Source organism: Frateuria sp., assembly GCF_035943815.1.
Classification (GTDB): domain Bacteria; phylum Pseudomonadota; class Gammaproteobacteria; order Xanthomonadales; family Rhodanobacteraceae; genus Frateuria_A.
The window spans coordinates 1-22769 of the sequence record NZ_DASZBU010000008.1 but is presented as its reverse complement, the minus strand read 5'-3'; the positions used below and the strand labels follow the sequence as shown (position 1 = coordinate 22769).

The window sequence follows — 22769 nt, the reverse complement described above, 5'->3', positions numbered from 1 at the left end:
ACCACTGTTCTGCAAGGAGATCCGCATGCCCTCGCGCCCAGGCCGCCTGCTCTATGCCCAATCCGGCGGCGTCACCGCCGTGATCAACGCCACCGCCGCCGGCGTGATCGAAGCGGCGCGTGCGCAGGGGGTTCCGGTGTACGCGGCGCGCAACGGCATCCTTGGAGCCCTGCGCGAAGACCTGATCGACACCGGCAAGGAATCGAAGGCGGCGATCGCCGCATTGCGCCACACGCCGGGCGGCGCCTTCGGTTCCTGCCGCTACAAGCTCAAATCGCTGGAGGCCAACCGCGCCGAGTACGAACGTCTGATCGAAGTGCTGCGCGCGCACGACATCCGCTGGTTCCTCTACAACGGCGGCAATGATTCGGCCGACACGGCGCTGAAGATCTCCCAGCTCGGCAAGGCGATGGGCTACGACATCCGCTGCATCGGCGTACCCAAGACGGTGGACAACGATCTGGCGGTCACCGACTGCTGCCCCGGTTTCGGCTCGGTGGCCAAGTACACCGCGGTGTCGGTGCTGGAGGCGAGCCTGGACGTGGCCTCGATGGCCGACACCTCGACCAAGGTGTTCGTGCTGGAAGTGATGGGCCGCCACGCCGGCTGGATCGCCGCCGCCGCCGGCCTGGCCGGCGAGAGCCCGGACGCGCCACCTCACGTGATCCTGTTCCCGGAGAACGTGTTCGACGAGGCGGCCTTCCTGGCCAAGGTGAAAGCCACGGTCGAGCGCGTGGGCTGGTGCACGGTGGTCGCCTCCGAGGGCGTGCGCGACGCGGGCGGGCGCTTCCTGGCCGAAGGCGGCACCCGTGACGCCTTCGGCCACACGCAACTGGGCGGCGTGGCATCGGTGCTGGCGCAGCGGGTGAAGGACAAGCTTCAGTACAAGGTGCATTGGGCGTTGCCCGATTACCTGCAGCGCTCGGCACGGCACCTGGCCTCGGCCACCGACGCCGAGCAGGCCTATGCCGTGGGCAAGGCGGCGGTCGACTACGCGCTGGCCGGCATGAATGCCGTGATGCCGGTGATCGTGCGCACCTCCGACTCGCCCTACCGTTGGAAGATCGAGCCGGCGGAGCTCAAGAAGATCGCGAACCGCGAGAAGAAGTTGCCGAGAAGCTTCATTCGTCGGGACGGCTTCGGCATCACCCCCGCGGCGCGCACCTACCTGTCGCCGCTGATCCGGGGCGAGGCCCCGCCGCCCTACGGCAAGGACGGCCTGCCTGCCTATGTCAGCCTGCGCAACGTCGGGGTAGCCAAGCGCCTGCCTGCTTTTCCCTGAGGCGGCAGGCGTCGCTTCCTGCTGAGCGTCACGTGAAGGCCGCGTGGACGCGGCTACCATGCGTTCAGAAGCAGATTCCTACGCTGCGGATCACCCGGGCCCCGCGCCCGGCCAAGGGAGACACTCGATGAAATTCCTGCTGAGCGCGCTGCTCGCCCTGCCGCTGATGGTCGCGAGCGGCGCTGCCCTCGCCGATCAGGACCATGGCCACGGTCAAGGCCGGGACCATGACGATCACGATCGGCGAGGCGACTGGCACGACGGCGACCGTGACCGCGGCGACTGGCACGACGGCGACCGTGATCGCGGCGACTGGCACGACAACGGCCACGGGCATGGCCACTACGACAATGGCTGGCACGGCCGCCACCACTGGGAGCGCGGCCGTCGCTACGACGGTCCGATCGTGATCATCCGCGACTACGACAGCTATCGCCTGCGTCCGCCGCCGCGCGGCTACCACTGGGTGCGCGATGACAGCGGCGACTACGTGCTGGTCGCCATCGCCACCGGGATCATCCTGGATTACGTGCTCCACTGAGATTTCCAAGGCCGGCCGAGCGCCGGCCTTTTCTTGGGCCCCTCGCCGCCGCTGCGGCGCACAACAGGCAATCACATCTCCCCTGCCTATACTCGCTTGAGGCCGCTGACCAGGCGGCCAGGGCGAGCTGCCCGTGAGGCAACCCGCCATCCGCGGTATCCACTCACCTGGGGAGGCACCGAATGCTGCAGCAGGACGGGATGTGGTTGTGGATCGCGCTGGGGTGCGCGGTCGTGGCGATTCTCTACGGTCTGGTGTCTGTACGCTGGATCCTTGGCCGGCCTGCCGGCAACGAGCGCATGCAGGCCATCGCCTCGGCCATCCAGGAAGGCGCGCGCGCCTACCTCAATCGCCAGTACGGCACCATCGCGCTGGCGGGCATCGTCCTGTTCGTGCTGATCGGTTTCTTTTTGAGCTGGGCCACCGCGATCGGTTTCCTGATCGGCGCCGTGCTTTCCGGCGCCACCGGCTACATCGGCATGAACGTCTCGGTGCACGCCAACGTGCGCACCGCCGAGGCCGCGCGCAGCGGCATGCGCGCGGCGATGGACGTGGCGTTCCGTGGCGGCGCCATCACCGGCATGCTGGTGGTCGGCCTGGCGCTGCTGGGCGTCACCGGCTACTGGCTGATCCTCAACAAGATGGGCGTGGCCGATCCGTTGCACCCGCTGGTGGGCCTGGCCTTCGGCAGCTCGTTGATCTCGATCTTCGCCCGCCTGGGCGGCGGCATCTTCACCAAGGGCGCGGACGTGGGCGCCGACCTGGTCGGCAAGGTCGAAGCCGGCATTCCCGAGGACGACCCGCGCAACCCGGCGGTGATCGCCGACAACGTGGGCGACAACGTCGGCGACTGCGCGGGCATGGCGGCGGACCTGTTCGAGACCTACGCGGTGACGGTGATCGCCACCATGCTGCTGGGCGGGCTGATGTTCACCGGCGACGCGCATGCGGTGCTCTATCCGCTGGTGCTCGGCGGCGTGTCGATCATCGCTTCGATCATCGCTACGTTCTTCGTCAAGGTGCGCGAGGGCGGCTCGATCATGGGTGCGCTGTACAAAGGCGTGATCGTCTCGGCGGTGCTCTCGGCGGTGGGCTTCTGGTTCGTCACCCGCGAGCTGTTCCCGCAGGGGCTGGCAGCGGCCGGCGGTGGCATTTCGGCGAACGCAATCTTCTACTGCGCGTTGATCGGGCTGGTGCTGACCGGCCTGATCGTGTGGATCACCGAGTACTACACCGGTACGCAGTACAAGCCGGTGCGGCACATCGCGCAGGCATCGACCACGGGGCACGGCACCAACATCATCGCGGGCCTGGGCGTGTCGATGAAGGCCACTGCCTGGCCGGTGATCGTGGTGTGCGCGGCGATCTGGAGCGCCTTCCACCTGGGCGGCCTGTACGGCATCGCCATCGCTGCCACCGCGATGCTGTCGATGGCCGGCATGATCGTGGCGCTGGACGCCTACGGCCCGATCACCGACAACGCCGGCGGCATCGCGGAGATGGCCGACCTGCCGCCGGAAGTGCGTGGCATCACCGATCCGCTGGACGCGGTTGGCAACACCACCAAGGCGGTGACCAAGGGCTACGCGATCGGCTCGGCCGCGCTCGCCGCGCTCGTGCTGTTCGCCGACTACACGCACAACCTCACCGTGAAGTACGGCCACACCTTCGCCTTCGACCTCTCCGACCACATGGTGATCATCGGTCTGCTGCTCGGCGGCCTGATCCCTTACCTCTTCAGCGCGATGGCGATGGAAGCGGTGGGCCGTGCGGCCGGCGCGGTGGTGGAGGAAGTGCGCCGGCAGTTCCGCGACATCCCCGGCATCATGCAGGGCACCGCCAAGCCCGATTACTCGCGCGCGGTGGACATGCTCACCCGCTCGGCGATCCGCGAGATGATCGTCCCCTCGCTGCTGCCGGTGGCGGTGCCGATCGTGGTGGGCCTGCTGCTGGGCCCCAAGGCGCTGGGCGGCGTGCTGATCGGCACCATCGTCACCGGCCTGTTCGTGGCGATCTCCATGACCACCGGCGGCGGCGCCTGGGACAACGCCAAGAAGTACATCGAAGACGGCAACTACGGCGGCAAGGGCTCGGAGGCACACAAGGCGGCGGTCACCGGCGACACGGTGGGCGATCCGTACAAGGACACCGCCGGCCCGGCGGTGAACCCGCTGATCAAGATCATCAACATCGTGGCGCTGTTGCTGATCCCGCTGCTGTAAGCATTTCTGGTTCCCTCGCTTCTGCGGAACCAGTGTCGAACGAAGGCCCCTCGCGGGCCTTCGTTTTTGTCAGGCGCATGGCAGCGGCCGCGCAAGCTCCGGTGCCACTCCCTGGGTGCGGAAGGAAGCATGGTCCAGGTGACTTTCCTCACAGGCACTGCACCTCGCCACCTTCCACACTCGCGCGTTCCACGGGGGGAAACCGACATGACCCGCACCGCACGCTGGCTCGCACTCGCGCTGGGCCTCACCTTGGCAGGCATGACACACGCACACAATCCCGCTCCGGCCGGCGCACAGGCCAATGACGACGCCTACCTCTGGCTCGAAGACATCGACGGCAACCGCGCGATGGACTGGGTCAAGCAGCAGGACGCCGCCACGGTCGCACGCTATGGGCAATCGCCCGCCTTCAGACGGCTCGACGCACGTCTGCTCGAGGTGCTCGATTCCGATGCGCGCATCCCCTTCGTCGAGAAGCTGGGCGACCACTACTACAACTTCTGGCGCGACAAGGCGCACCCCAAAGGCCTGTGGCGTCGCACCACGCTCGAGGAGTACCGCAGGCCCCAGCCGGCATGGGAGCCCGTGCTCGACCTGGACGCGCTGGCCGCTGCCGAACACGAGAACTGGGTCTGGCACGGCGCGCAGTGCCTGAAGCCCGAGTATCGCCGCTGCCTCGTCTCGCTCTCGCGCGGCGGCGCCGATGCCGACGTGGTGCGCGAGTTCGACCTGGCCGACAAGGCCTTCGTCAAGGACGGCTTCGCGCTGCCCGAGGCCAAGAGCCAGGTAGCGTGGATCGACCGGGACCACATCTTCGTGGGCACCGATTTCGGCCCCGGCTCGATGACCGAGTCGAGCTATCCGCGCATCGCCAAGCGCTGGACCCGCGGCACGCCGCTGGCCTCCGCGCAGACGATCTACGAGGGCAAGTCCGACGACCTGGCCATCAGCGCGTTCCGCGATCTCACGCCCGGCTACGAACGCAGCTTCGTGCAGCGGGCGCTGGCCTTCTACGACAGCGAAAGCTACCTGCTCGGCGAGGACGGCAAGCTCACCCGCATCGACGTGCCCACCGACGCCGAGACCGGCGTCGAGCGCGAATGGCTGCTGATCGAACCGCGCAGCGACTGGCATGTCGCCGGCAAGACCTACAAGGCCGGCTCGCTGCTGGCCACGCGCTTCGACGACTTCATGGCCGGCAGGCGCGACATCACGGTGCTGTTCGAGCCGACCGACACCACGGCGCTCGACGGCTATTCCTGGACCCGTCATCACCTGATCCTCAACGTGATGGACGACGTGGTGAACAAGCTCGAGGTACTCACGCCCGGACCTGGCGCCTGGAAGCGCGAGCCACTGGGCGGCGCGCCGAGGCTCTCGGCGATCGACGCCGGCGGCATCGACGCCGATGCGGGCGACGATTACTTCCTCACCGTCACCGGTTTCCTGCAGCCGACCACGCTCTACTACGGCACCCTGGGCCAGGGCGACGCGCAGGCGATCAAGCACAGCCCGAGCTTCTTCGATGCCTCCCGACACCAGGTCAGCCAGCATTTCGTGCATTCGAAGGACGGCACCCGCGTGCCCTATTTCGAGATCGCTCCCAAGCACCTAAAACTGGACGGCAGCAACCCGACCCTGCAGTACGGCTACGGCGGCTTCGAGGTCTCGCTGCAGCCCAGCTACAGCGGCAGCATCGGCCGCGCCTGGCTGGAACACGGCGGCGTCTACGTGATCGCCAACATCCGCGGCGGCGGCGAATACGGTCCGCGCTGGCACCAGGCCGCGCTCAAGGCCAACCGCCTGCGCGCCTATGAGGACTTCGCCGCGGTGTCGCAGGACCTGATCAGGCGCAAGGTCACCTCGCCTGCGCACCTGGCAGCGATGGGCGGCAGCAACGGCGGCCTGCTGATGGGCAACATGCTCACGCTCTACCCGCAACTCTACGGGGCCATCGTCAGCCAGGTCGCGCTCCTGGACATGAAGCGCTATACGCACCTGTCGGCCGGCGCCTCCTGGATGGCCGAGTACGGCGACCCGGACAAGCCGGCCGAGTGGGCCTGGATAAGGACGTTCTCGCCCTATCAGAACGTGCAGCCCGCCATGCGCTACCCGCCGGTGCTGTTCACCACATCCACCCGCGATGACCGCGTGGGCCCGGCACACGCGCGCAAGATGGCCGCGAAGATGCAGGCGATGGGCGATCCGGCGGATTTCTACGAGAACATCGAAGGCGGCCATGGCGGCGCGGCGGACAACAAGCAGTCGGCCTTCATGCACGCGCTCGAGTACACCTGGCTGTGGGAGCACGTAAAATGAGCGCCTCGGCGACCTCGCCGCCCCGGCACGCACGCTCCGAATGACGACCTCCGGCGGCATCAACCCGCAGTTGCGCGAATGGATCCTGGCCACTGCACGCGCGGGCCACGGCGTGCCGGCGGTGCTCGGGATGCTCAAGGAAGCCGGCTACCCGCCGGCGCAATGCCGCAGCGCGGTCGCCGAAGTGCTGAAGATCCCGCTCAGTTCGATCAACGCCACCGTGCCGCCCGGCCGCCGTACGCAGCCGCCGGCCGCGCCGCGGTTGATCGTCGATGGGCGCGAAGTACGCGTGAGCGCCGCCCTCGAGGCGCCCGTCGTGCGCGTGCTCGATGGCCTGCTCGACGCACAGGAGTGCGCCGGCCTGATCGAGGCGGCGCGTCCGCGGCTGGACCGCGCGCTCACCGTGGCCGAGGACGGCAAGCACCAGATCGACGAGCGGCGCACCAGCCGCGGCATGTTCTTCAAGCTGGGCGAGCTCCCGCTGGTGGCGCGGATCGAGCAGCGGCTGTCCCGCCTGCTGGGCTTGCCGGTCGAACACGGCGAAGGCCTGCAGGTGCTCAACTACCAGCCCGGCCAGGAGTACGAGCCGCACTACGACTGGTTCGATCCCGCGCAGCCGGGTTTCACGGCGGTGACCGCCCGCGGCGGCCAGCGCATCGCCAGCGTGGTGATGTACCTGAACACGCCCGAGGAAGGCGGTGGCACGGCCTTTCCCAACGTCGGCCTGACGGTGACGGCGCTTGCCGGTTCGGCCGTCTATTTTGCCTACGAAGGCGGCGACACCAGTTCGCTGCACGCCGGCCTGCCGGTGATCCGCGGCGAGAAATGGATCGCCACCAAATGGTTGCGCGAACGGCCGTTGCGCTGACGCTGCACCTCAACGGCCCAATCGCTTACCAGGCAAAGGCCGTACCGGCGGCAGGTTCTCCATTGCCACTGCTTGGCCGACGCCAGCGGCCCTACCGGCATGGCCGTTGGGCATTGACCATTGGCCTCATTCGATCCGCGCAAATTGGTTATGTACCGCGCGCCTCGGCCCGGGCGATCTTTGCCGCCAGACGTCCATAACGAAAAGTTGATGGCCAGCCCATCGACCCGTTAACGCCGACGTCCGTTCGAGGGCGGGTCCCCACTCCCGCGCGAGCCTTCCGACAACCCACGGAGTGAACCTCGTGTCCGCTTCTTCCGCATCGCTGTGCGACGAAGCCAGGGCGGCCGCGGCGAACGGCCTGCCGCCCCAGCCCGCGCCGGCGCCGTTCCCGACCACCGCCATCGCCGGAGCGAACCCGGCCGGGAAAGCCACGCCCGCGCCGGCCGCTCCACTCCTGCCGGCGCAGGCGGCTGCGCAGAACTTTACCGCCCGCATTCGTCTGCTGATCGACCGCGTCGGGAGCACCCATGCGCTCGCACGATGCTGCGGGGTTTCCGAGAGCACGGTGCGCAACTGGCGCGACGGCCACAGCGACATGTCGCGCGGACGCTGTGTCGCGCTCGCCGAGGCGCTGGACATTTCGCTGCCGTGGCTGGTCACCGGCGAGGGGACGATGAAGGCAGGTCCGCACACCGACGAGGCCGCGGCCGAAGCCCGCTTTCCCTCCCGATTCGCCGGGGACCGGGACCCCTCCCGGTGCCGCCCCTGGGCGATCGAGCCGGATCAGCTCGCCGCCGCCTTGCGCCTGCTGCAGTCCTACATCCGATTGGCCGGCGGATCGCTGGATTCGCCGCAGCGCGCGGAAGTGCTTTCCGAGCTCTACGAGTTACTGGGACGCGCAGGCGAGCCAGGGCATGCCGAGCGCCTGATCGCCTTTCACGCCACGCTCGGCAATTTTCTGCGCGACCACCGCCGCGCGCTGATCTCGTGACCTGCCCACGCCAATGGCCGCACAGCAGGCATCCGGGGGCGGCCGCTTCCACCTCGCCGGCAGCGCCGGGCGAAGCACCGATGCGTCACTACATGGCCGCGCTCGAAGCGGTCCACGGATCCGCTGCAGCGGATTCCATTCCACATTCGACCGATAGGGGAGTTGCATGAACAGCACCAAGCACGTTGCAAGTGATCGTCGCCACCGCGGCCCAGGGACGCTGAGCCTGGCCGTCGCGGCCGCACTGGGGCTGTACGGCCTGGGCGGCATGAACGCGCTCCATGCGCAGTCCACCACCGGCAGCATCTTCGGCTCGGCGCCGGCGGCGGCCGGTGAAACAGTAATGGCCAGGAGCAGCACGGGGCTAACCCGCGAGGTGGCCGTGGATCCACAGGGCCATTACACCATCGCGTCCCTGCCGGTCGGCACCTACACCTTGACCCTGCGCAGCGGTGGACAGACGATCGCCACGCGCGAGGGCATCGCCGTGAGCGTCGCCACCGGCGTTGAGGCCTCCTTTGCGAATGCCGCCAACGCCCAGACCCTCGGCGCCGTGCAGGTGGTGGCCAGCGCGTTGCCGGCAATCGACGTATCCAGCGTCAACTCCAGCACCATCATCACCGCTGCCGACCTGCAGAAGCTGCCGGTGGTGCGCGATGCCGAATCCATCGCACTGCTGGCGCCGGGCACCGTGGCAGGCAGCAGCTTCTTCATGGGCCCGGGCAACCACACTCTTGTCTCGTTCGGCGGTTCGTCCGTCACGGAAAACGCCTACTACGTCAATGGCTACAGCACCGGCGAGCCGTACAAGAACTTGGGCGGCTTCCAGTTGCCCTACGGCGCGATCGACCAGCAGGAAACGCTCACCGGCGGCTACAGCGCCAAGTACGGCCGCTCCGACGGCGGAGTGATCAACCAGTTGGGCAAGCGTGGCACCAACGAGTGGCATTTCGGCGGCCAGGTAGTCTGGCAGCCGCGCTTTCTCGAGGGCAGCCCGGTCAATAACTATTACGGCCATCCGGCGATTCCCGCGCCGATCGGCCCGGTCACCTACCAGCTGGAAAACCCGAACAAGCCCGGCACGCTGAACCAGTATCGCGCCGACAACAAGCAGTGGGAGACCATTTACTCGGCCTACGTCGGCGGTCCGCTGATCAAGGACAAGCTCTTCCTGTTCCTGGCGGGCGAGACGACCAGGACGCATTCCACCAACGTGGAGTTCGCGGCTAACCAGCTCGTGCAATACAACCGGGACAAGGACACCAAGTTCTACGGCAAGCTGGACTGGAACATCACCGACAGCAACGTCCTCGAGTTGACCGCGCTCAAGAACAACTCGAGCCTGGGCGCCGGATCGAGCTATTCGTTCGACACCGATACGCTGAGGTCGGGTCCGTTCGTCACCAACAACGACGTGACCCGCGACGACGCCCAGTTTTATGTCGGCCACTTCACCAGCTACATCACCGACAACGCAACGCTGAGTATCCTGTACGGCAAGGCACGCTTCCAGGATCCGGTGGACTACAGCAACACCAGCCCGCTGCCCTTCATTGCCCGCGCGGACAACCAGGACCCTGCCCTGCTGCCGCCCGGCACCGGCTCCAACGGCATCGTCAACAGTCAGACGAACATCAATTGGACCTCGCCCAAGGCCACCAACGGCACCCACGGCCTGCGCGTGGACCTGGACTACAAGCTGGGCGACCACGACCTTTCGGCCGGTATCGACAACATGAGCTATGCGGCTCATCACCAGGGGCCGGACCAGCAGAACCCGTTCAACCCGTCGATCAACTACTACTGGCGCTACTACCCGGGCGACATCGTGCGCAAGCGCGAGATCGGCTGGGCGACCAGCATGACGATGACGCAGAAAGCCTATTACCTGCAGGACGCCTGGCAGGTCACGCCGAACCTGCTGCTGAATCTGGGCGTGCGCAACGACCACTTCACCAACTACAACGACGTCGGCCAGGCCTTCGTCGACGAGAAGAACCAGTGGGAGCCGCGCATCGGCGTGAGCTGGGACGTGTTCGGCGATTCCTCGTTCAAGCTCTACGGCAACGCGGGCCGCTACTACCTTGCGCTGCCCGACAACGCGGCCGAACGCGCGGCGAACCGTTCGACCTTCATCATCACCAAGTACAACTACACCGGCATCGATCCGACCACCGGCATTCCCACCGGCCTGACCCAGATCGGCGCTCCCGTCTCGCCGGACGGCGAATTCGGCCTGCCCAAGGATCCCAAGCAGGTCACTGCGCGCAATTTGAAGCCGGAATACGTGGACGAATTCATCGTCGGCTTCGACAAGAAGCTCGGCGACAGCTGGGTCTATGGCGCCAAGGCGATGTGGCGCGACCTCAAGACGGCCATCGACGACGAGTGCTCGCCGGGCCAGATCGAGGCGAAGATGCAGCGGATGGGGCTGATCACCACGACGGACGCGGGCGATCCCAATTCGGGCTACTACAACTCGATCTACGGACCCGCCCAGTGCCGCCTGATCAATCCAGGCCTGACCAACGACATGCTGGTCGTCTCCGACGATGGCACCAAGCAGCAGATCGTGCCGATGACCCAACAGGACTGGGGATTCACCCACGGCGCGATACGCAAGATCGGCTCGCTGAACCTGTACCTGGAGCATTCGTTCGACGGCCGGTGGTTCGGGCGCGTGGACTACACCTTCAACCGCGGCTTCGGCAACACCGAGGGCCAGGTGCGCTCGGACTTCGGCCAGGCCGACGTCTCCAAGACCGAAGACTGGGATTCCTGGCAGCTCATGGACGGCCAGTACGGCGAGCTGAGCAACATCCGCAAGCACCAGCTCCGCTTCCGGGGCGCCTACCAGATCACCCCGGAGTGGCTGGTATCGGCCACGCTGCTGGCCCAGTCCGGCACGCCGAAGGAGTGCCTTGGCTATTACGGCCCGGACGGCATCGGCGATCCGACCGGCTACAACAACGGCGGCAGCGGCAACTACCACTGGTGTCATGGGGTGCGCATTCCGCCCGGCTCGATCGGCCATACGCCGTGGACCGAGCAGGTCAATCTCGGCGTGCACTACACGCCCGCATTCGCCGAACACAAGCTGGGCCTCAACCTCGATGTGCTCAATGCGTTCAACCAGCAGAAGGCCATCCAGACTCAGCCCGTCGGCGAGAGCGCGTACGACAGCGCCACCAACGTCGTCTCCGTCAACAACAGCTACGACCAGGGCATCTTCTGGGAGCCGCCGCGCACGGTGCGGCTGTCGGTGACCTACGATTACTGAGGCCGCCACTACCGAGCCTGGGTCGATCCTGTCGCCCACCCGAGCCACCGACCTGCGGGTCGGTGGCTTGTTTCAGTCGCCTGATGCCGGTGGCGGCGCGCTACCATCGCCCCGGGCCCAGGTGCCAGGCGGCCCCGGCATCCTGCTAACGACCGATCCGAGCGCCACGGACATGTTTCTCGATCTCGACGGCAACGGCCCCCACTACGCGCAACTGACCCGCGCCCTGAAGGGCGCGATCCTCGACGGCCGCATGGCCGCCGGCGTACGCCTGCCGCCCACCCGCGAACTGGCGCATCAGCTGGAACTCTCGCGCACCACCGTGCTGGCCGCCTACGAACAACTTCGCGCCGAAGGCTTCATCAACGGCCGCGTGGGCTCGGGCAGCTACGTATCAAACCTGCAGATCTCGCCCACGCTGCGCAGCGCCGAAGCTGCGGCCATGGCGCCCGCGTCGCGCTACGCGACGCGGGCCCGGCAATTGCCACACCGTGGCATCGGCGGCATGCACCGCGGCCTGCGCTACAACCTGATCTACGGCGACCCGGTGACCAATCCGGCGCTGAATGCCGCGTGGGGACGCGAATTGGCGCGGGCGGCCGCCTACTCCTCGCTCGGGGTCGCCAGCTCGTGGGGCCTGCCGGCGCTGCGCCAGCAGATCTGCGACTACCTCGCGCGGCGGCGGGGCCTGCCGGCGCAACCGGACGACGTGCTGATCGTCTCCGGCACACAGCAGGCCTATGCGCTGTGCGCGCGCGTGCTGCTCGACGAGGGCGATACGGTGGTGCTGGAGGAGCCGCACTACTTCGGCGCCTACCACGCCCTGCTCGCGCATGGCGCCATCCTTCACCCGGTCAGTACCGACGACGACGGCCTGGTCTGCGCCGAGTTGCCGCAGGCCGCGCCGAAGCTGATCAGCGTGACCCCGTCGCACCAGTTTCCAACCGGCGCCGTGATGTCGCTGCCGCGCCGGCTGGAACTGCTGCGCTACGCCGCGCAGAAGCGCTGCTGGATCATCGAGGACGACTACGACGGCGAGTTCCGCTACGACGGCCGCCCCCTGGCCGCTCTGCGATCGCTCGACGAGGGGGATCGCGTGATCTACGCGGGCACCTTCTCCAAGAGCCTGTTCGGCGCGCTGCGCCTGGGTTACCTGGTCCTGCCCAGGGCGCTGCGCAAGGACTTCAACACCGCCAAGTACCTGAGCGACATGTCCTCGCCCGGCATCGAGCAGGCCGCGCTCGCGCACTTCATGGAAAGCGGCGGTTTCGAACGCCACCTGCGCCACGCGCGCAAGGAACTGCAGGCCCGCCGCGAGGCCTTGATCGCGGGGCTGCATCGCCACGCGGGCGAGCGCGTGCAGATCGTGCATTCGCCGGCCGGCATGCATGTGGTGGCCTGGCTCAACGGCTACGACCAGGCGGGTGCCGAGGCGTTGATCGCGCATGCGCACGGACGCGGGCTCGGCCTGCATCCGATGGCGCCGCACTACGTTTCGCCACCCCAGCGGCCGGGGCTGCTGCTGGGTTATTGCGGCCTGTCGGTCGCCGAACTGCGCGAGGCGATGCAACTGTTCGGCGAGTGCCTGGACGCCGTCCCGTCCGGCCGCTGATTCCTGTTTGCCCATGCGCCGTACATTGGCCTGGCCGCGCGCGCGGGAATTGGCCCTGTAAGGCGGCAGGCCCTGTCACTAGGCTTTGCTCGACGCCCCGCCTTTCCCGCCGGCGTCCCCGGGTTCGCCTGTCGGTTTCCCCAGGCTGCAGGCGAACCTTTCTTTCCTTCCCTCGCCCGCCGTCGACGGCGGGCGTATTCGTGGGAGGCCTCCTGCCGATTCCACCCTACGCCCGCTAAACAGCGGCCGGGCGTTCGCTGCATTGCAGCAGCGTTTGCCGTATCCTTTCGCGCCTCGCTTTTTTCGTTCCCCCCGAAGGATTCCCATGGGTCTGCATCACGTTTCCGCCGGCCGCAACGTGCCGGACGAAATCAACGTCGTCATCGAAATTCCCAAGGACGCCGAGCCGGTCAAGTACGAGGTGGACAAGGAGAGCGACGCGATCTTCGTCGACCGCATCCTTTCCACGCCGATGCGCTATCCGTGCAACTACGGCTACGTGCCTGGCACGCTGGGCGGCGACGGCGATCCGCTGGACGCGCTGGTGATCCTGCCGCTGCCGCTGATTCCGGCCTCGGTGATCCGCTGCATCCCGGTCGGCATGCTCAAGATGAGCGACGAGGCCGGCAGCGACGAGAAGCTGATCGTGATCCCGGCGCCGAAGATCTTCCCCGGCTATGCCCACATCACCGACATCAAGGGCGTCTCGCCTCACTGGCTCGAGCGCATCGGCCATTTCTTCGAGCACTACAAGGACTTGGAGAAGGGCAAGTGGGTGAAGGTCGAAGGCTGGGTCGGCGCCGAGGAGGCGAAGGCCGAGATCCGCGCGGGCGTCGAGCGCTACAAGGCCACCAAGTAAGCGAAAGCCCGGCTGCGAAGGCGCGTCGCCAGCGATGGCGGCGCGTTTTTTTTTGCGCTCAGGCGCGCGATGGCCGTCTCCGCCGCGGCCGCCTACATGCCGCACGCATCTCCCGCAAGACGTTGCGCCGATCGACGCCATGCACCTGCGCGAGGTGCACCGACGCATCGAGGCAGCAGCAGCATCGGCAAGCTGGTGCTCGCCGGCTGGTAGCGATCAGTGCTGCCAACCCGATCCGGGGTTGGAGCCAGGCCGCTCGGTAGTGCTGGCCGTGCGTTCCGCCTGCGCCGGGCGGGCCGGCTCGCCCTTCTTGCCGAGCTGTTCGAGCAGGGTCGCCATGTCCTCGGCGTGCTCTTCCTCCTGCGCCAGTACCTCTTCCATGACGCGGCGCGTGGTCGAGTCGTCGGCACCGATGTATTCGACGATGGCGCGGTAGGTGTCGATGGCGATTCGCTCGGCGACCAGGTCCTCCTTGATCATGTCCGCCAGGTCCACGCCCTCGGCGTAGTCGGCATGGGCGCGACTGACCAGCCCGTCGGGATTGAGGTTGGGCTTGCCGTCCAGTTGCACGATGCGCTCGGCGATGCGGTCGGCGTGCTCCTGTTCCTGCTGCGCGTGTTCCAGGAACTCGGCCTTGACCGCCTGCGAGTTGATCCCCGAGGCCATGTAGTAGTGGTACTTGTAGCGCAGCACGCAGACGATCTCGGTGGCCAGCGCCTCGTTGAGCAGCTTGATCACGGTTTCGCGGTCGGCGCTGTAGCCGGCGGTGATCGCGCCCCGGTCGATGTGCTCGCGGGCGCGCTTGCGGATGGCTTCGATGTCGGTCAGGAAAGGCTTGCTGGCCATGGCTGCCCCTCGGCAAGTGGAAAACCGCGGCAGGCTAGGGGAGGCGACGCGAAACGACGGTGAAGCGGGGTCGGCGGCTAGCGAGCGCGTCAGCGCGGCAGGTAGGCGCGCAAGAACATCTTGACGCCGGCGCGGGCGGTGGCCTCGATTTCGGCGGCGTAGCTTTCCGGGCATTCGCAGCAGCCGAACATCTGCCGCATCATCAGATTGCCCTTGATCAGCGCAAGGAACTGCACGCTGGCGCGCGGAACGTCATCGATCTGCAGCTTGCCGGCGTCAACCGCCTGCTGCAGCAGGCGTTCCATCAACCCATGCGTGCGCGTGGCGCCCTCTTCCCACATCAGCCGGCCGTAGCGGGGGTTGCCCTGGCGGCAGTCGGAGAGGATCGCGCGGAAGGTGCCGACGGTCTCGGCGTTGCAATCGAGCCGGGCATGGGTGAGGGCCACCCGCATGAGGGTATCGGCGATGTCCTCACGCGGTTCGAAGTGGTAGGTCTCCTCGGGGAGCAGGTCCTGCACACGGGCGCGAATGACCTCCCGGAACAGGTTGTCCTTGTCGCCGAAATGGCTGTAGACGGTGAGCTTGGAAACACCCGCCTCGGCCGCCACGGCGTCCATGCTGGTGCCGGCGAAGGCGTTGCGGATGAACAGTCCCTTGGCAGCCTCCAGGATGGCCGCGCGCTTCTCCATGTCCTTGGGGCGACCGGGGCCGGGAGTCTTGGCGTGGGCGGGACAATTCATGGCGACACCTTGAGCGGAACGGCTTCACAAGAAAGAACAAGAAATTTATTATACGGATTGGTTCACTTATTTCCAATTCCGTTGGAAACCATCATGCCTTCGACCGTTCCACAGCTGTCCTTGAGCCCAGTGTACCGCCATGCCCAGCGGGTACTGGGCACGTGGCTGGAACAGGGCCATGCCGTCGCACGCCTGCATGCCGTGCGGGTGCGCGCGGCGCTGGCCCCGCTCGACCCGGTCGAGCGCCACCGCTTCGCGCGCTGGCTGGCCTGGCTGTGCCTGGCGGCGGAGCAGCGCAGGTTCGACCTGGACGGCCGCATCCGCAGGCTGGACGTGGCGCTGCACCGCGCCGTCCAGACGGCGCGCGCGCTGCTGCCGGCCGCGGCGCGGTCGGCAGCAGCCGCGGCAGAACCGCGGAGCCGCAGCGCCTGAACTTGGGCCTTAGCGGCATGATGTCCGCGGACACTGCGCCGTCCATGACTTCCGTCAATCCCGCGCGGTGACTTCCGGCACTTCGGGCACCAGCGTGGAGGCCGCAGGCTAAACGCACTGTCGCGGCGGCCTCCGAACGCTTATCCTTTTGATCTTTTTTGATTCTTGCGGACGTTTGAGCATGGCGATGAATTTCGAACAGGCACGGCAGAACATGGTCGAAAACCAGGTGCGCCCCTGGGATGTGCTCGACGCACGCGTGCTCGACGCGCTGGCGCAGGTGCGCCGCGAGGATTTCGTGGCGCCCGAGCACCGCCGGCTGGCGTTCGCCGACGCATCCCTGCCGATCGGCCACGGCCAGGTGATGATGAAGCCGGTGATCGAAGGCCGCGTGTTGCAGGCGCTGAACCTGCAGCCGGCCGAGCGCGTGCTGGAGATCGGTGCCGGTTCGGGCTTTCTTACCGCGTGCATGGCCACCCTGTGCGCGCACGTGACCAGCGTGGAAGTGCATGCCGACCTCGCGGCGGCGGCGCAGTCGCGGCTGGCCGCGGCCGGCATCGCCAACGCCAGCGTGCTCACTGCCGACGCCGTCCATGATTGGCAGCCGCAGGAAAAATTCGATGCCGTCGTGGTCACCGGCGCGGTGTGGCAGATCCCCCAGCGCTTCCTCGGCTGGCTCAAGCCGGGTGGGCGGCTGCTGGCTATCCGCGGTGAGTCGCCCGCGCAGCAGGCCGTGCTACTCACCCAGCTGGGCGCCGGCGGCTACCGCGAGGACTACCTGTTCGAGACCGACCTGCCTTACCTGGCCGGCGCCGAGCCGCCGCGCCGCTTCGTTTTCTGAAATCCCCAAAATCGATTGCATGAGGCAACCCCGATGCGCTTGAAGCTTCTGACCCTGGCCCTGGCCTTATCGGCAACCGCCCTGCCCGGCCATGGCGAGGACCTGATGGACGCCTACCGCCAAGCGCGCGCCAACGACCCAGTGCTCTCGCAAGCCGAGGCGCAGCGCCTTGCCGTCGGCGAAGGCGTGGTGCAGAGCCGCGCCACGCTGTTGCCGCAACTGTCCGGCCGCGCCACGCTCACCCAGTCCAGCGGCAGCAACGCCATCGCCACCACGGGCAGCGGCGCCCCGGTCAACGCCGGGCATCTTCGTTCCCGCGACGAATCGCTGGAGCTGAGCCAGACCGTGCTCGATCTCAGCAAGATCGCCGACCTGCACGCGGCCGAGTCGCAGGCCAGTTCGCAGGACGCGCAGTACAACGCCGCCCTGCAGGAACTGTTCGTGCGTGTCACGCAGGCCTACTTCGGCGTCCTCACCAGCCAGGACGAGCTCACCTACGCCAAGGCCAACGAGGATGCGTTCAAGCAGTCCTACGAACAGGCCCAGCAGCGCTTCAACGTGGGCCTGTCCGCGGTGACCGACGTCTACCAGGCCAAGTCCTACTATGAGCTGGCCAAGGCGCAGACAGTCGCGGCACAGAACACGCTGAACGATGCGCGCGAGGCGCTGGCGCAGATCACCGGCAAGCCGGTCGGCGACCTCAAGCGCCTGCGCGACGACCTGCCGATGGTGCCGCCCAATCCGGCCGATCCCAATTCCTGGGTGCAGGAAGCGCTCAAGAGCAATCCGAACGTGATCGCCCAGCAGTACAACGTGGAAGCCGCATCGCACAGCGTGAACGCCGCGCGTGCCGGCCACCTGCCGACGATCAGCGCCTCGGTCAGCCGCGGCACCTCGTCGAGCTGGCTGCAGAACGCACCGGGCGCCTTCGCCGACCGCAACGGCCGCTACGGCACCACCGTGGGACTTACCCTCACCGTGCCGATCTTCTCCGGCTTCGCGACGCAGTCGCGCGTGCGCCAGTCGATCTACCAGCGCGATGCGGCCGAGGATTCGCTCGAAGCGCAGCGCCGGCAGGTCACCCGCGACACGCTCAACTACTACCGCTCGGTGATCGCCGGCATCAGCCAGGTCCAGGCAAACAAGGCCTCGGTCGACTCCGGCCAGAAGGCACTGGAAGCCACCCGCGCCGGATTCGACGTGGGAACGCAGACCATGCTCAACGTGCTCAACGCGATCCAGACCTTGACCCAGGCCGAGAGCGGCTACTCGCAGTCCCGCCATGCACTGATCCTGGACCAGCTGCAGCTCAAGCTGGCCGCCGGCACGATCGACGTGAAGGACATCGAGTCGGTCAACGCCCTGCTGCAATAAGGGCATCGGCCAGCGCCTTCCCACTGCGGGAGGGCGCCGCGCCCGATCTGCCTGTCCTGGTAGATCTCCCGCCAAGGCGGACCTGGCGGCTACTCCAGCAATACGCGGTCGACCAGTTCCATCACCCGCCCCACCGCGCCGCGCTCGCTGTCGAACACGCGCCGCGCGTCTCGTCCCATCCGTTCGCGCAGTCGTGCGTCGCGCAGCAGATCCAGCACGTCCAGGCCCAATTGCTCGGCGTGCGGTACCCGGCGCGCGCCACCCTCGCGGATCAGCGTGAGGGTGATCTCCTCGAAGTTGAAGGTGTGCGGGCCGACCAGCACCGGCCGCGCCAGCGCCGCCGGCTCCAGCACGTTGTGGCCGCCGATCGGCACCAGACTGCCGCCGACGAAGGCGATGTCGGCAGCGGCGTAGAACGGCATCAGCTCGCCCATGGCGTCGATCACGAAGACCTGCTGCGCCCCGGGCACGCGGTCGGCGCTGCGCGTGGCGACGGTGAAGCCGAGGCTGCGCGCCGAGTTCTCGACCAGCCTGAAGCGCTCCGGATGGCGCGGCGCGATCAGCAACAGCGCATCGGGCAGTCGCCGCAGCACGTCAAGATGCGCCTCCAGCACCGCCAGTTCCTCGCCCTCGTGCGTGCTGGCGGCCATCCACACCGGGCGGCGCGTACCCCATTGCCCACGCAGCGCGGCGCCCGCCTCCACCGCGCCGTCGGGCACCATGTCGAACTTCAGGTTGCCGCTGACCACCAGCTGCGAGGGCTCGGCGCCAAGCAAGCGGTACCGGGCCGCGTCGGTGCGCGATTGCGCGGCGATCTGGCGGACGCTGCGCAGTGCCGTGCGCACCAGCGATCGCAGCGGGCGATAACCGCGCATGGAGCGCTCGGACAACCTCGCGTTGACGATCATCAGCGGAATGCCGCGCCGCTGGCAGGCGAAATACAGGTTCGGCCAGATCTCCGTTTCCACGATCAACGCCAGGCGTGGCCGCACTCGCTTGAGGAAGCGGTGCACGGCGAACGGCAGGTCGTAGGGCAGGTAGACGTGGAAGACGCCGTCGCCGAAGAGCTGGTGCACGCGCGCCGAACCGGTGGGAGTCACCGTGGTGACCACCAGGGGCGCGTCCGGGTAGTTACGCTGGAGCGCCTTGACCAACGGCTCGGCCGCGTTGACCTCGCCCACCGATACCGCATGCACCCACAGGCTGCCGCTGAGGCCGGAGTGCGGGAACAGGCCAAAGCGCTCGGGCCAGCGCCGGTGGTAGTTGCCATAGCGCGCACCACGGATCAGCAGCCGCAGCACGATCAGCGGCGTGGCCAGGTACATCACAAAGGTGTAGAGGTAGCGCAATGGGAGGCCAGGCTGGAGGAATGCCGGAATTATAGGCGGCATGCGCGTCGCTCTTGTCCGGGACGATGGCTTCGGCGAACCGCATCCTAAGTACAATCGTGCGGATGCCCGGCATGCCTCGCCCTTCCTTCGATTCCTCCCTGCTCGCTCCGCGCCACTGGCCCGCCTGGCTGGGCGTGGGCGTGATCTGGCTGATCGCACGCCTGCCCTATCCCTGGCTGCTTGCCCTGGGCAGGACGTTGGGCGCACTGATCCGCCACGTACCCTCGCGCCGCCGGCGCATCGCCAGGACCAACATCGCATTGTGCTTTCCCGAGCTCGATGCACAGGCGCAGGCCGCGCTGGTCGGCGCGCACTTGACCGACATCGGCCTGATGCTGGTGGAATTCGCGCTGGGCTGGATGGGTTCGGACCGCGCCATCGCACGCATACCGGCGCAGGTGGAAGGGCTGGAACATCTGGAGGCGGCCCGTGCGCAAGGCCAGGGCGTGCTGCTGGTGGGCGGGCATTTCTCGCACCTGGAACTCTGCGCGCGGCTGATCTCCCGGCGTATCCCGATCGCCGGCATGTATCGGCGCATGGATTCGCCGGTGTTCGAATGGGCTGTGCTGCGTGCGCGCCTGCGCTATGCGGCGGCGATGTTCGAGAAGGACGACATCCGCGGCACCGTGAAATACCTGCGCGGCGGCGGCACGCTCTGGTACGCGCCGGACCAGGACATGCGCAGCAAGGAAAGCGTGTTCGTGCCCTTCTTCGGCATACCCGCGGCGACCATCACCGCCACCCACCATCTGGCCCGCATGGGCAACGCGCAGGTGATCCCCTTCTTCCACCGTCGCCTGCCCGAAGGTGGCTACGTGATGCGCCTTGGCGCACCGCTACGGATGGAGGGCGACGTGGCGGCCGACACCGCGCGCGTCAATGCAGGCATCGAACAGATGGTGCGCGCCGCTCCGGCGCAGTACCTGTGGGTTCACAAGCGCTTCAAGACCCGCCCGCCGGGACAGCCCGAGGTCTACTGACCCGCAGAAAGCCGATAGACAGGGTCTTCGAAGTACAATATCGCCCTCGCCTCGTCGCTGCGGCAGCGGCCGCTTCAACAGCCGCATCCGCTCGCCTGGGCGCAAAGGTCCCCATGCCTGCCACGCCGACTGGACGCGCGCTTCCCGAAGCGACGGGCGCGCGTCCCGGAGTACGGAATGACTGCCGCCCCCATGCAACGAGCGACGGCTGTGCCGATCCTCATGTACCACAACATCGCGCGCGCGCCGCGCAAGCTGCCGCGTTGGCGCAGCCTGTATGTGAGCCCCGGCGCGTTCGCCCGCCAGATGTGGCTGCTGCGGCGGCTGGGTTACACCGGCCTGTCGATGACGGCGGCAATGCCTTACCTGCGCGGGGAGCAGCAGGGCCGCATCGCGGTGATCACCCTGGACGACGGTTACCTGGACAACCTCGAGGCGGCATTGCCCGTGCTGGCACACCACGGTTTCAGCGCCACCTGCTACGCGGTCAGCGGCCAGCTGGGCCGGTACAACGCCTGGGATGCCGAGCTTCTGGGCGTGCGCAAGCCGACGATGACGGCGGTCCAGCTGCGCCAGTGGCAGCAGGCGGGCATGGAGGTCGGCGCGCACACCCGCAGTCATCCACACCTGACCCGGTGTACCGACGCGCAGCTGCGTGAAGAGATCGAGGGCAGCAAGCACGATCTGGAGGACTTGCTGGGACAACCGGTTCGGCAGTTCTGCTACCCCTACGGCGATGCCGACGAACGCGTCGTCGCCGCGGCCCGCGAGGCCGGCTACCACGCCGCCACCACCACCCACCGCGGACGGGCGTTCGCCGGCATGGATCTGTGGCGGCTGCCGCGCATCCAGGTCGCGCGCCACCACGTGTTGGCGAAGTTCGCCGTGAAGACGCTGTCCGCCTACGAAGACCGGCGCGCATGAAGCTGCTGTTCGTTGGTACCAACCCGGAGCCCACCGGCGCAGCCACTCACTTCGTCGCTCTGGCGCAGGCGATGGTCGAAGCCGGGCACAGCGTGGATGCGGTGGTCTATCCCGACGGGCCGGTCGCCCAAGGCTTGTCCGGCTCCGGCGCGCGCCTGTATCCGGCCCACTTCCGCAATGCGTTCGACCTGCGCGGCTACGCGGCCACGCTAGCCGCCATCCGGCGCCAGCGACCGGACTGGCTGGTCGGCAACTTCGGCAAGGAATACTGGCCGCTGGTGCTGGTGGGCCGCGCGCTGGGGATCCCGGTCGCGCTGTTCCGCCACCGCACGCCGCCGATGAAGCGCTTTTCCGGCTACCTGCTGCCACGCCTGGCTCAGCGCTTCTACGCCGTCTCGCAGCATGCGCGTCAGGCCTACCTGGACCAGGGTATCCCCGGCCAGCTGGTGCGGGTGCTGCACAACCCGGTCAACATGGCCTCGTGCCGGCCCGACGCCGAGCGCCGGCGCTCGATCCTGCGCTCGCTGGCCATTCCGGAAGACGCGATCGTGCTGGGCTACTTCGGCCGCATGCATGGTGGCAAGGGCATCTTCACCCTGATGGAGGCCGCCGGCGAAGCGATGGCAAGGGAGCCGCGCCTGCACTGCCTGTGGCTGGGCGATGGCCCGGAGGCGCCGGCGCTGCGCGCGCAGGCCGCGACGCAGGCGCTGGGCCACCGGCACCATTTCGCCGGCTGGCACCACGACGTGCACCCGTTCTACAGCGCGATCTCGATGCTGGCATTTCCCTCGATCGCCACGGAAACCTTCGGGCGCGTGTCGGTGGAAGCACAGGCCGCCGGCCTGCCGGTGCTGGGCAGCAACATCGGCGGCGTGCCCGAAACCTTGCTCGACGGGATCACCGGCTGGCTACTGCCGCCAGGCGACGTGCCGGCCTGGCGCGACGCGATCCTGGCGCTCTGCGATCCGGCGGTGCGGTTGCCGATGGGTGCGGCGGCCCAGGAATTCGTGCAGCGGAACTTCTCCACCGCGGTGGTCGCCGAGCAGTTCGCCCACTCGCTGGCCGAGGCGACGCGGCGGCGTTCGGCCTTCTCCCGCGGGTCGGATGCGAGCCGCGGCTAGCTAGCTGTGATCTCTCAGTAGGTTGTTCACCCGGGGCGATCCCGGGATTCTGGAGGTGCGACCCAACCAGCACACCAGGAGCCCCGGATGAACCTGCATAAACATGCCCGTCTTACGCCCCGAGGTCGAGCCCTGCTCGT

18 protein-coding genes are annotated in these 22769 nt (G+C 67.7%); 15 read left to right on the top strand and 3 right to left on the bottom strand.

What is annotated here, in order from left to right:
* Positions 1 to 25 precede the first annotated feature (25 nt).
* The 9 genes from VGU65_RS04860 to ppa all read left to right on the top strand — a co-directional run bounded on the left by VGU65_RS04860 (position 26) and on the right by ppa (position 13980).
* Positions 26 to 1282 (top strand): 6-phosphofructokinase, encoded by a 1257-nt coding sequence (locus tag VGU65_RS04860; protein WP_327473398.1) that lies wholly within the window; start codon positions 26 to 28, stop codon positions 1280 to 1282.
* Between the two features lie 127 nt (positions 1283 to 1409).
* The gene (locus VGU65_RS04855) at positions 1410 to 1823 is read left to right on the top strand and encodes an RcnB family protein (protein WP_327473397.1); all 414 of its coding nucleotides are present in this window, start codon (positions 1410 to 1412) and stop codon (positions 1821 to 1823) included.
* Between the two features lie 200 nt (positions 1824 to 2023).
* Positions 2024 to 4045, top strand: coding sequence for a sodium-translocating pyrophosphatase (locus VGU65_RS04850; RefSeq protein WP_414655796.1), 2022 nt, complete (start codon positions 2024 to 2026; stop codon positions 4043 to 4045).
* A gap of 207 nt (positions 4046 to 4252) precedes the next feature.
* A complete protein-coding gene (locus tag VGU65_RS04845) occupies positions 4253 to 6367 on the top strand; it encodes a prolyl oligopeptidase family serine peptidase (RefSeq protein ID WP_414655795.1) in 2115 nt (704 codons plus the stop codon).
* 40 nt (positions 6368 to 6407) lie between these two features.
* Positions 6408 to 7235 (top strand): 2OG-Fe(II) oxygenase, encoded by an 828-nt coding sequence (locus tag VGU65_RS04840; RefSeq protein ID WP_327473393.1) that lies wholly within the window; start codon positions 6408 to 6410, stop codon positions 7233 to 7235.
* Positions 7236 to 7539: 304 nt separating this feature from the next.
* The gene (locus tag VGU65_RS04835; protein ID WP_327473391.1) at positions 7540 to 8229 is read left to right on the top strand and encodes a helix-turn-helix domain-containing protein; all 690 of its coding nucleotides are present in this window, start codon (positions 7540 to 7542) and stop codon (positions 8227 to 8229) included.
* Between the two features lie 166 nt (positions 8230 to 8395).
* On the top strand, positions 8396 to 11509 hold the full coding sequence (locus tag VGU65_RS04830; protein ID WP_327473389.1) for a TonB-dependent receptor: 3114 nt from the start codon (positions 8396 to 8398) through the stop codon (positions 11507 to 11509).
* A 172-nt stretch (positions 11510 to 11681) separates the two neighbouring features.
* On the top strand, positions 11682 to 13121 hold the full coding sequence (pdxR, locus tag VGU65_RS04825; protein WP_327473387.1) for a MocR-like pyridoxine biosynthesis transcription factor PdxR: 1440 nt from the start codon (positions 11682 to 11684) through the stop codon (positions 13119 to 13121).
* Positions 13122 to 13446: 325 nt separating this feature from the next.
* Positions 13447 to 13980 (top strand): inorganic diphosphatase, encoded by a 534-nt coding sequence (ppa, locus tag VGU65_RS04820; RefSeq protein WP_327473385.1) that lies wholly within the window; start codon positions 13447 to 13449, stop codon positions 13978 to 13980.
* Between the two features lie 216 nt (positions 13981 to 14196).
* Here ppa and VGU65_RS04815 read toward each other — a convergent pair whose 3' ends face one another.
* Together VGU65_RS04815 and VGU65_RS04810 are read right to left on the bottom strand one after the other, a co-directional pair.
* A complete protein-coding gene (locus tag VGU65_RS04815; protein WP_327473383.1) occupies positions 14197 to 14826 on the bottom strand; it encodes a ferritin-like domain-containing protein in 630 nt (209 codons plus the stop codon).
* Positions 14827 to 14915: 89 nt separating this feature from the next.
* Positions 14916 to 15566, bottom strand: coding sequence for a TetR/AcrR family transcriptional regulator (locus tag VGU65_RS04810; RefSeq protein ID WP_327473381.1), 651 nt, complete (start codon positions 15564 to 15566; stop codon positions 14916 to 14918).
* 93 nt (positions 15567 to 15659) lie between these two features.
* Between VGU65_RS04810 and VGU65_RS04805 the strand changes: the two genes are divergently transcribed.
* The 3 genes from VGU65_RS04805 to VGU65_RS04795 all read left to right on the top strand — a co-directional run bounded on the left by VGU65_RS04805 (position 15660) and on the right by VGU65_RS04795 (position 18213).
* Positions 15660 to 15998, top strand: a complete 339-nt coding sequence (locus VGU65_RS04805; RefSeq protein WP_327473379.1) for a hypothetical protein — start codon at positions 15660 to 15662, stop codon at positions 15996 to 15998.
* Between the two features lie 181 nt (positions 15999 to 16179).
* On the top strand, positions 16180 to 16839 hold the full coding sequence (locus VGU65_RS04800; RefSeq protein WP_327473377.1) for a protein-L-isoaspartate O-methyltransferase family protein: 660 nt from the start codon (positions 16180 to 16182) through the stop codon (positions 16837 to 16839).
* A gap of 33 nt (positions 16840 to 16872) precedes the next feature.
* Positions 16873 to 18213, top strand: a complete 1341-nt coding sequence (locus tag VGU65_RS04795) for a TolC family outer membrane protein (protein WP_327473375.1) — start codon at positions 16873 to 16875, stop codon at positions 18211 to 18213.
* An 89-nt stretch (positions 18214 to 18302) separates the two neighbouring features.
* On the opposite strand, the gene waaA is transcribed toward VGU65_RS04795, so the two are convergent.
* Positions 18303 to 19604: a lipid IV(A) 3-deoxy-D-manno-octulosonic acid transferase gene (gene waaA / locus VGU65_RS04790; RefSeq protein ID WP_327473373.1), complete on the bottom strand. Its 1302-nt coding sequence runs from the start codon at positions 19602 to 19604 to the stop codon at positions 18303 to 18305.
* A 71-nt stretch (positions 19605 to 19675) separates the two neighbouring features.
* Between waaA and lpxL the strand changes: the two genes are divergently transcribed.
* The 3 genes from lpxL to VGU65_RS04775 all read left to right on the top strand — a co-directional run bounded on the left by lpxL (position 19676) and on the right by VGU65_RS04775 (position 22629).
* Positions 19676 to 20584 (top strand): LpxL/LpxP family Kdo(2)-lipid IV(A) lauroyl/palmitoleoyl acyltransferase, encoded by a 909-nt coding sequence (gene lpxL / locus VGU65_RS04785; RefSeq protein WP_327473371.1) that lies wholly within the window; start codon positions 19676 to 19678, stop codon positions 20582 to 20584.
* Positions 20585 to 20761: 177 nt separating this feature from the next.
* Positions 20762 to 21508, top strand: coding sequence for a polysaccharide deacetylase family protein (locus VGU65_RS04780; RefSeq protein ID WP_327473369.1), 747 nt, complete (start codon positions 20762 to 20764; stop codon positions 21506 to 21508).
* A complete protein-coding gene (locus VGU65_RS04775; protein WP_327473367.1) occupies positions 21505 to 22629 on the top strand; it encodes a glycosyltransferase family 4 protein in 1125 nt (374 codons plus the stop codon). Before VGU65_RS04780 ends, VGU65_RS04775 begins: the two co-directional genes overlap by 4 nt.
* The last annotated feature ends 140 nt before the right edge of the window (positions 22630 to 22769 follow it).

Coding starts and splice junctions, on each gene's coding strand:
- VGU65_RS04840 (WP_327473393.1), top strand. CDS start 6,408: ATGACGACCTCCGGCGGCATCAACCCGCAGTTGCGCGAATGGATCCTG.
- VGU65_RS04845 (WP_414655795.1), top strand. CDS start 4,253: ATGACCCGCACCGCACGCTGGCTCGCACTCGCGCTGGGCCTCACCTTG.
- VGU65_RS04850 (WP_414655796.1), top strand. CDS start 2,024: ATGTGGTTGTGGATCGCGCTGGGGTGCGCGGTCGTGGCGATTCTCTAC.
- VGU65_RS04860 (WP_327473398.1), top strand. CDS start 26: ATGCCCTCGCGCCCAGGCCGCCTGCTCTATGCCCAATCCGGCGGCGTC.
- VGU65_RS04810 (WP_327473381.1), bottom strand. CDS start 15,566: ATGAATTGTCCCGCCCACGCCAAGACTCCCGGCCCCGGTCGCCCCAAG.
- VGU65_RS04805 (WP_327473379.1), top strand. CDS start 15,660: ATGCCTTCGACCGTTCCACAGCTGTCCTTGAGCCCAGTGTACCGCCAT.
- lpxL (WP_327473371.1), top strand. CDS start 19,676: ATGCCTCGCCCTTCCTTCGATTCCTCCCTGCTCGCTCCGCGCCACTGG.
- VGU65_RS04795 (WP_327473375.1), top strand. CDS start 16,873: ATGCGCTTGAAGCTTCTGACCCTGGCCCTGGCCTTATCGGCAACCGCC.
- VGU65_RS04780 (WP_327473369.1), top strand. CDS start 20,762: ATGACTGCCGCCCCCATGCAACGAGCGACGGCTGTGCCGATCCTCATG.
- waaA (WP_327473373.1), bottom strand. CDS start 19,604: ATGCCGCCTATAATTCCGGCATTCCTCCAGCCTGGCCTCCCATTGCGC.
- VGU65_RS04800 (WP_327473377.1), top strand. CDS start 16,180: ATGGCGATGAATTTCGAACAGGCACGGCAGAACATGGTCGAAAACCAG.
- VGU65_RS04775 (WP_327473367.1), top strand. CDS start 21,505: ATGAAGCTGCTGTTCGTTGGTACCAACCCGGAGCCCACCGGCGCAGCC.
- VGU65_RS04815 (WP_327473383.1), bottom strand. CDS start 14,826: ATGGCCAGCAAGCCTTTCCTGACCGACATCGAAGCCATCCGCAAGCGC.
- ppa (WP_327473385.1), top strand. CDS start 13,447: ATGGGTCTGCATCACGTTTCCGCCGGCCGCAACGTGCCGGACGAAATC.
- VGU65_RS04855 (WP_327473397.1), top strand. CDS start 1,410: ATGAAATTCCTGCTGAGCGCGCTGCTCGCCCTGCCGCTGATGGTCGCG.
- VGU65_RS04830 (WP_327473389.1), top strand. CDS start 8,396: ATGAACAGCACCAAGCACGTTGCAAGTGATCGTCGCCACCGCGGCCCA.
- pdxR (WP_327473387.1), top strand. CDS start 11,682: ATGTTTCTCGATCTCGACGGCAACGGCCCCCACTACGCGCAACTGACC.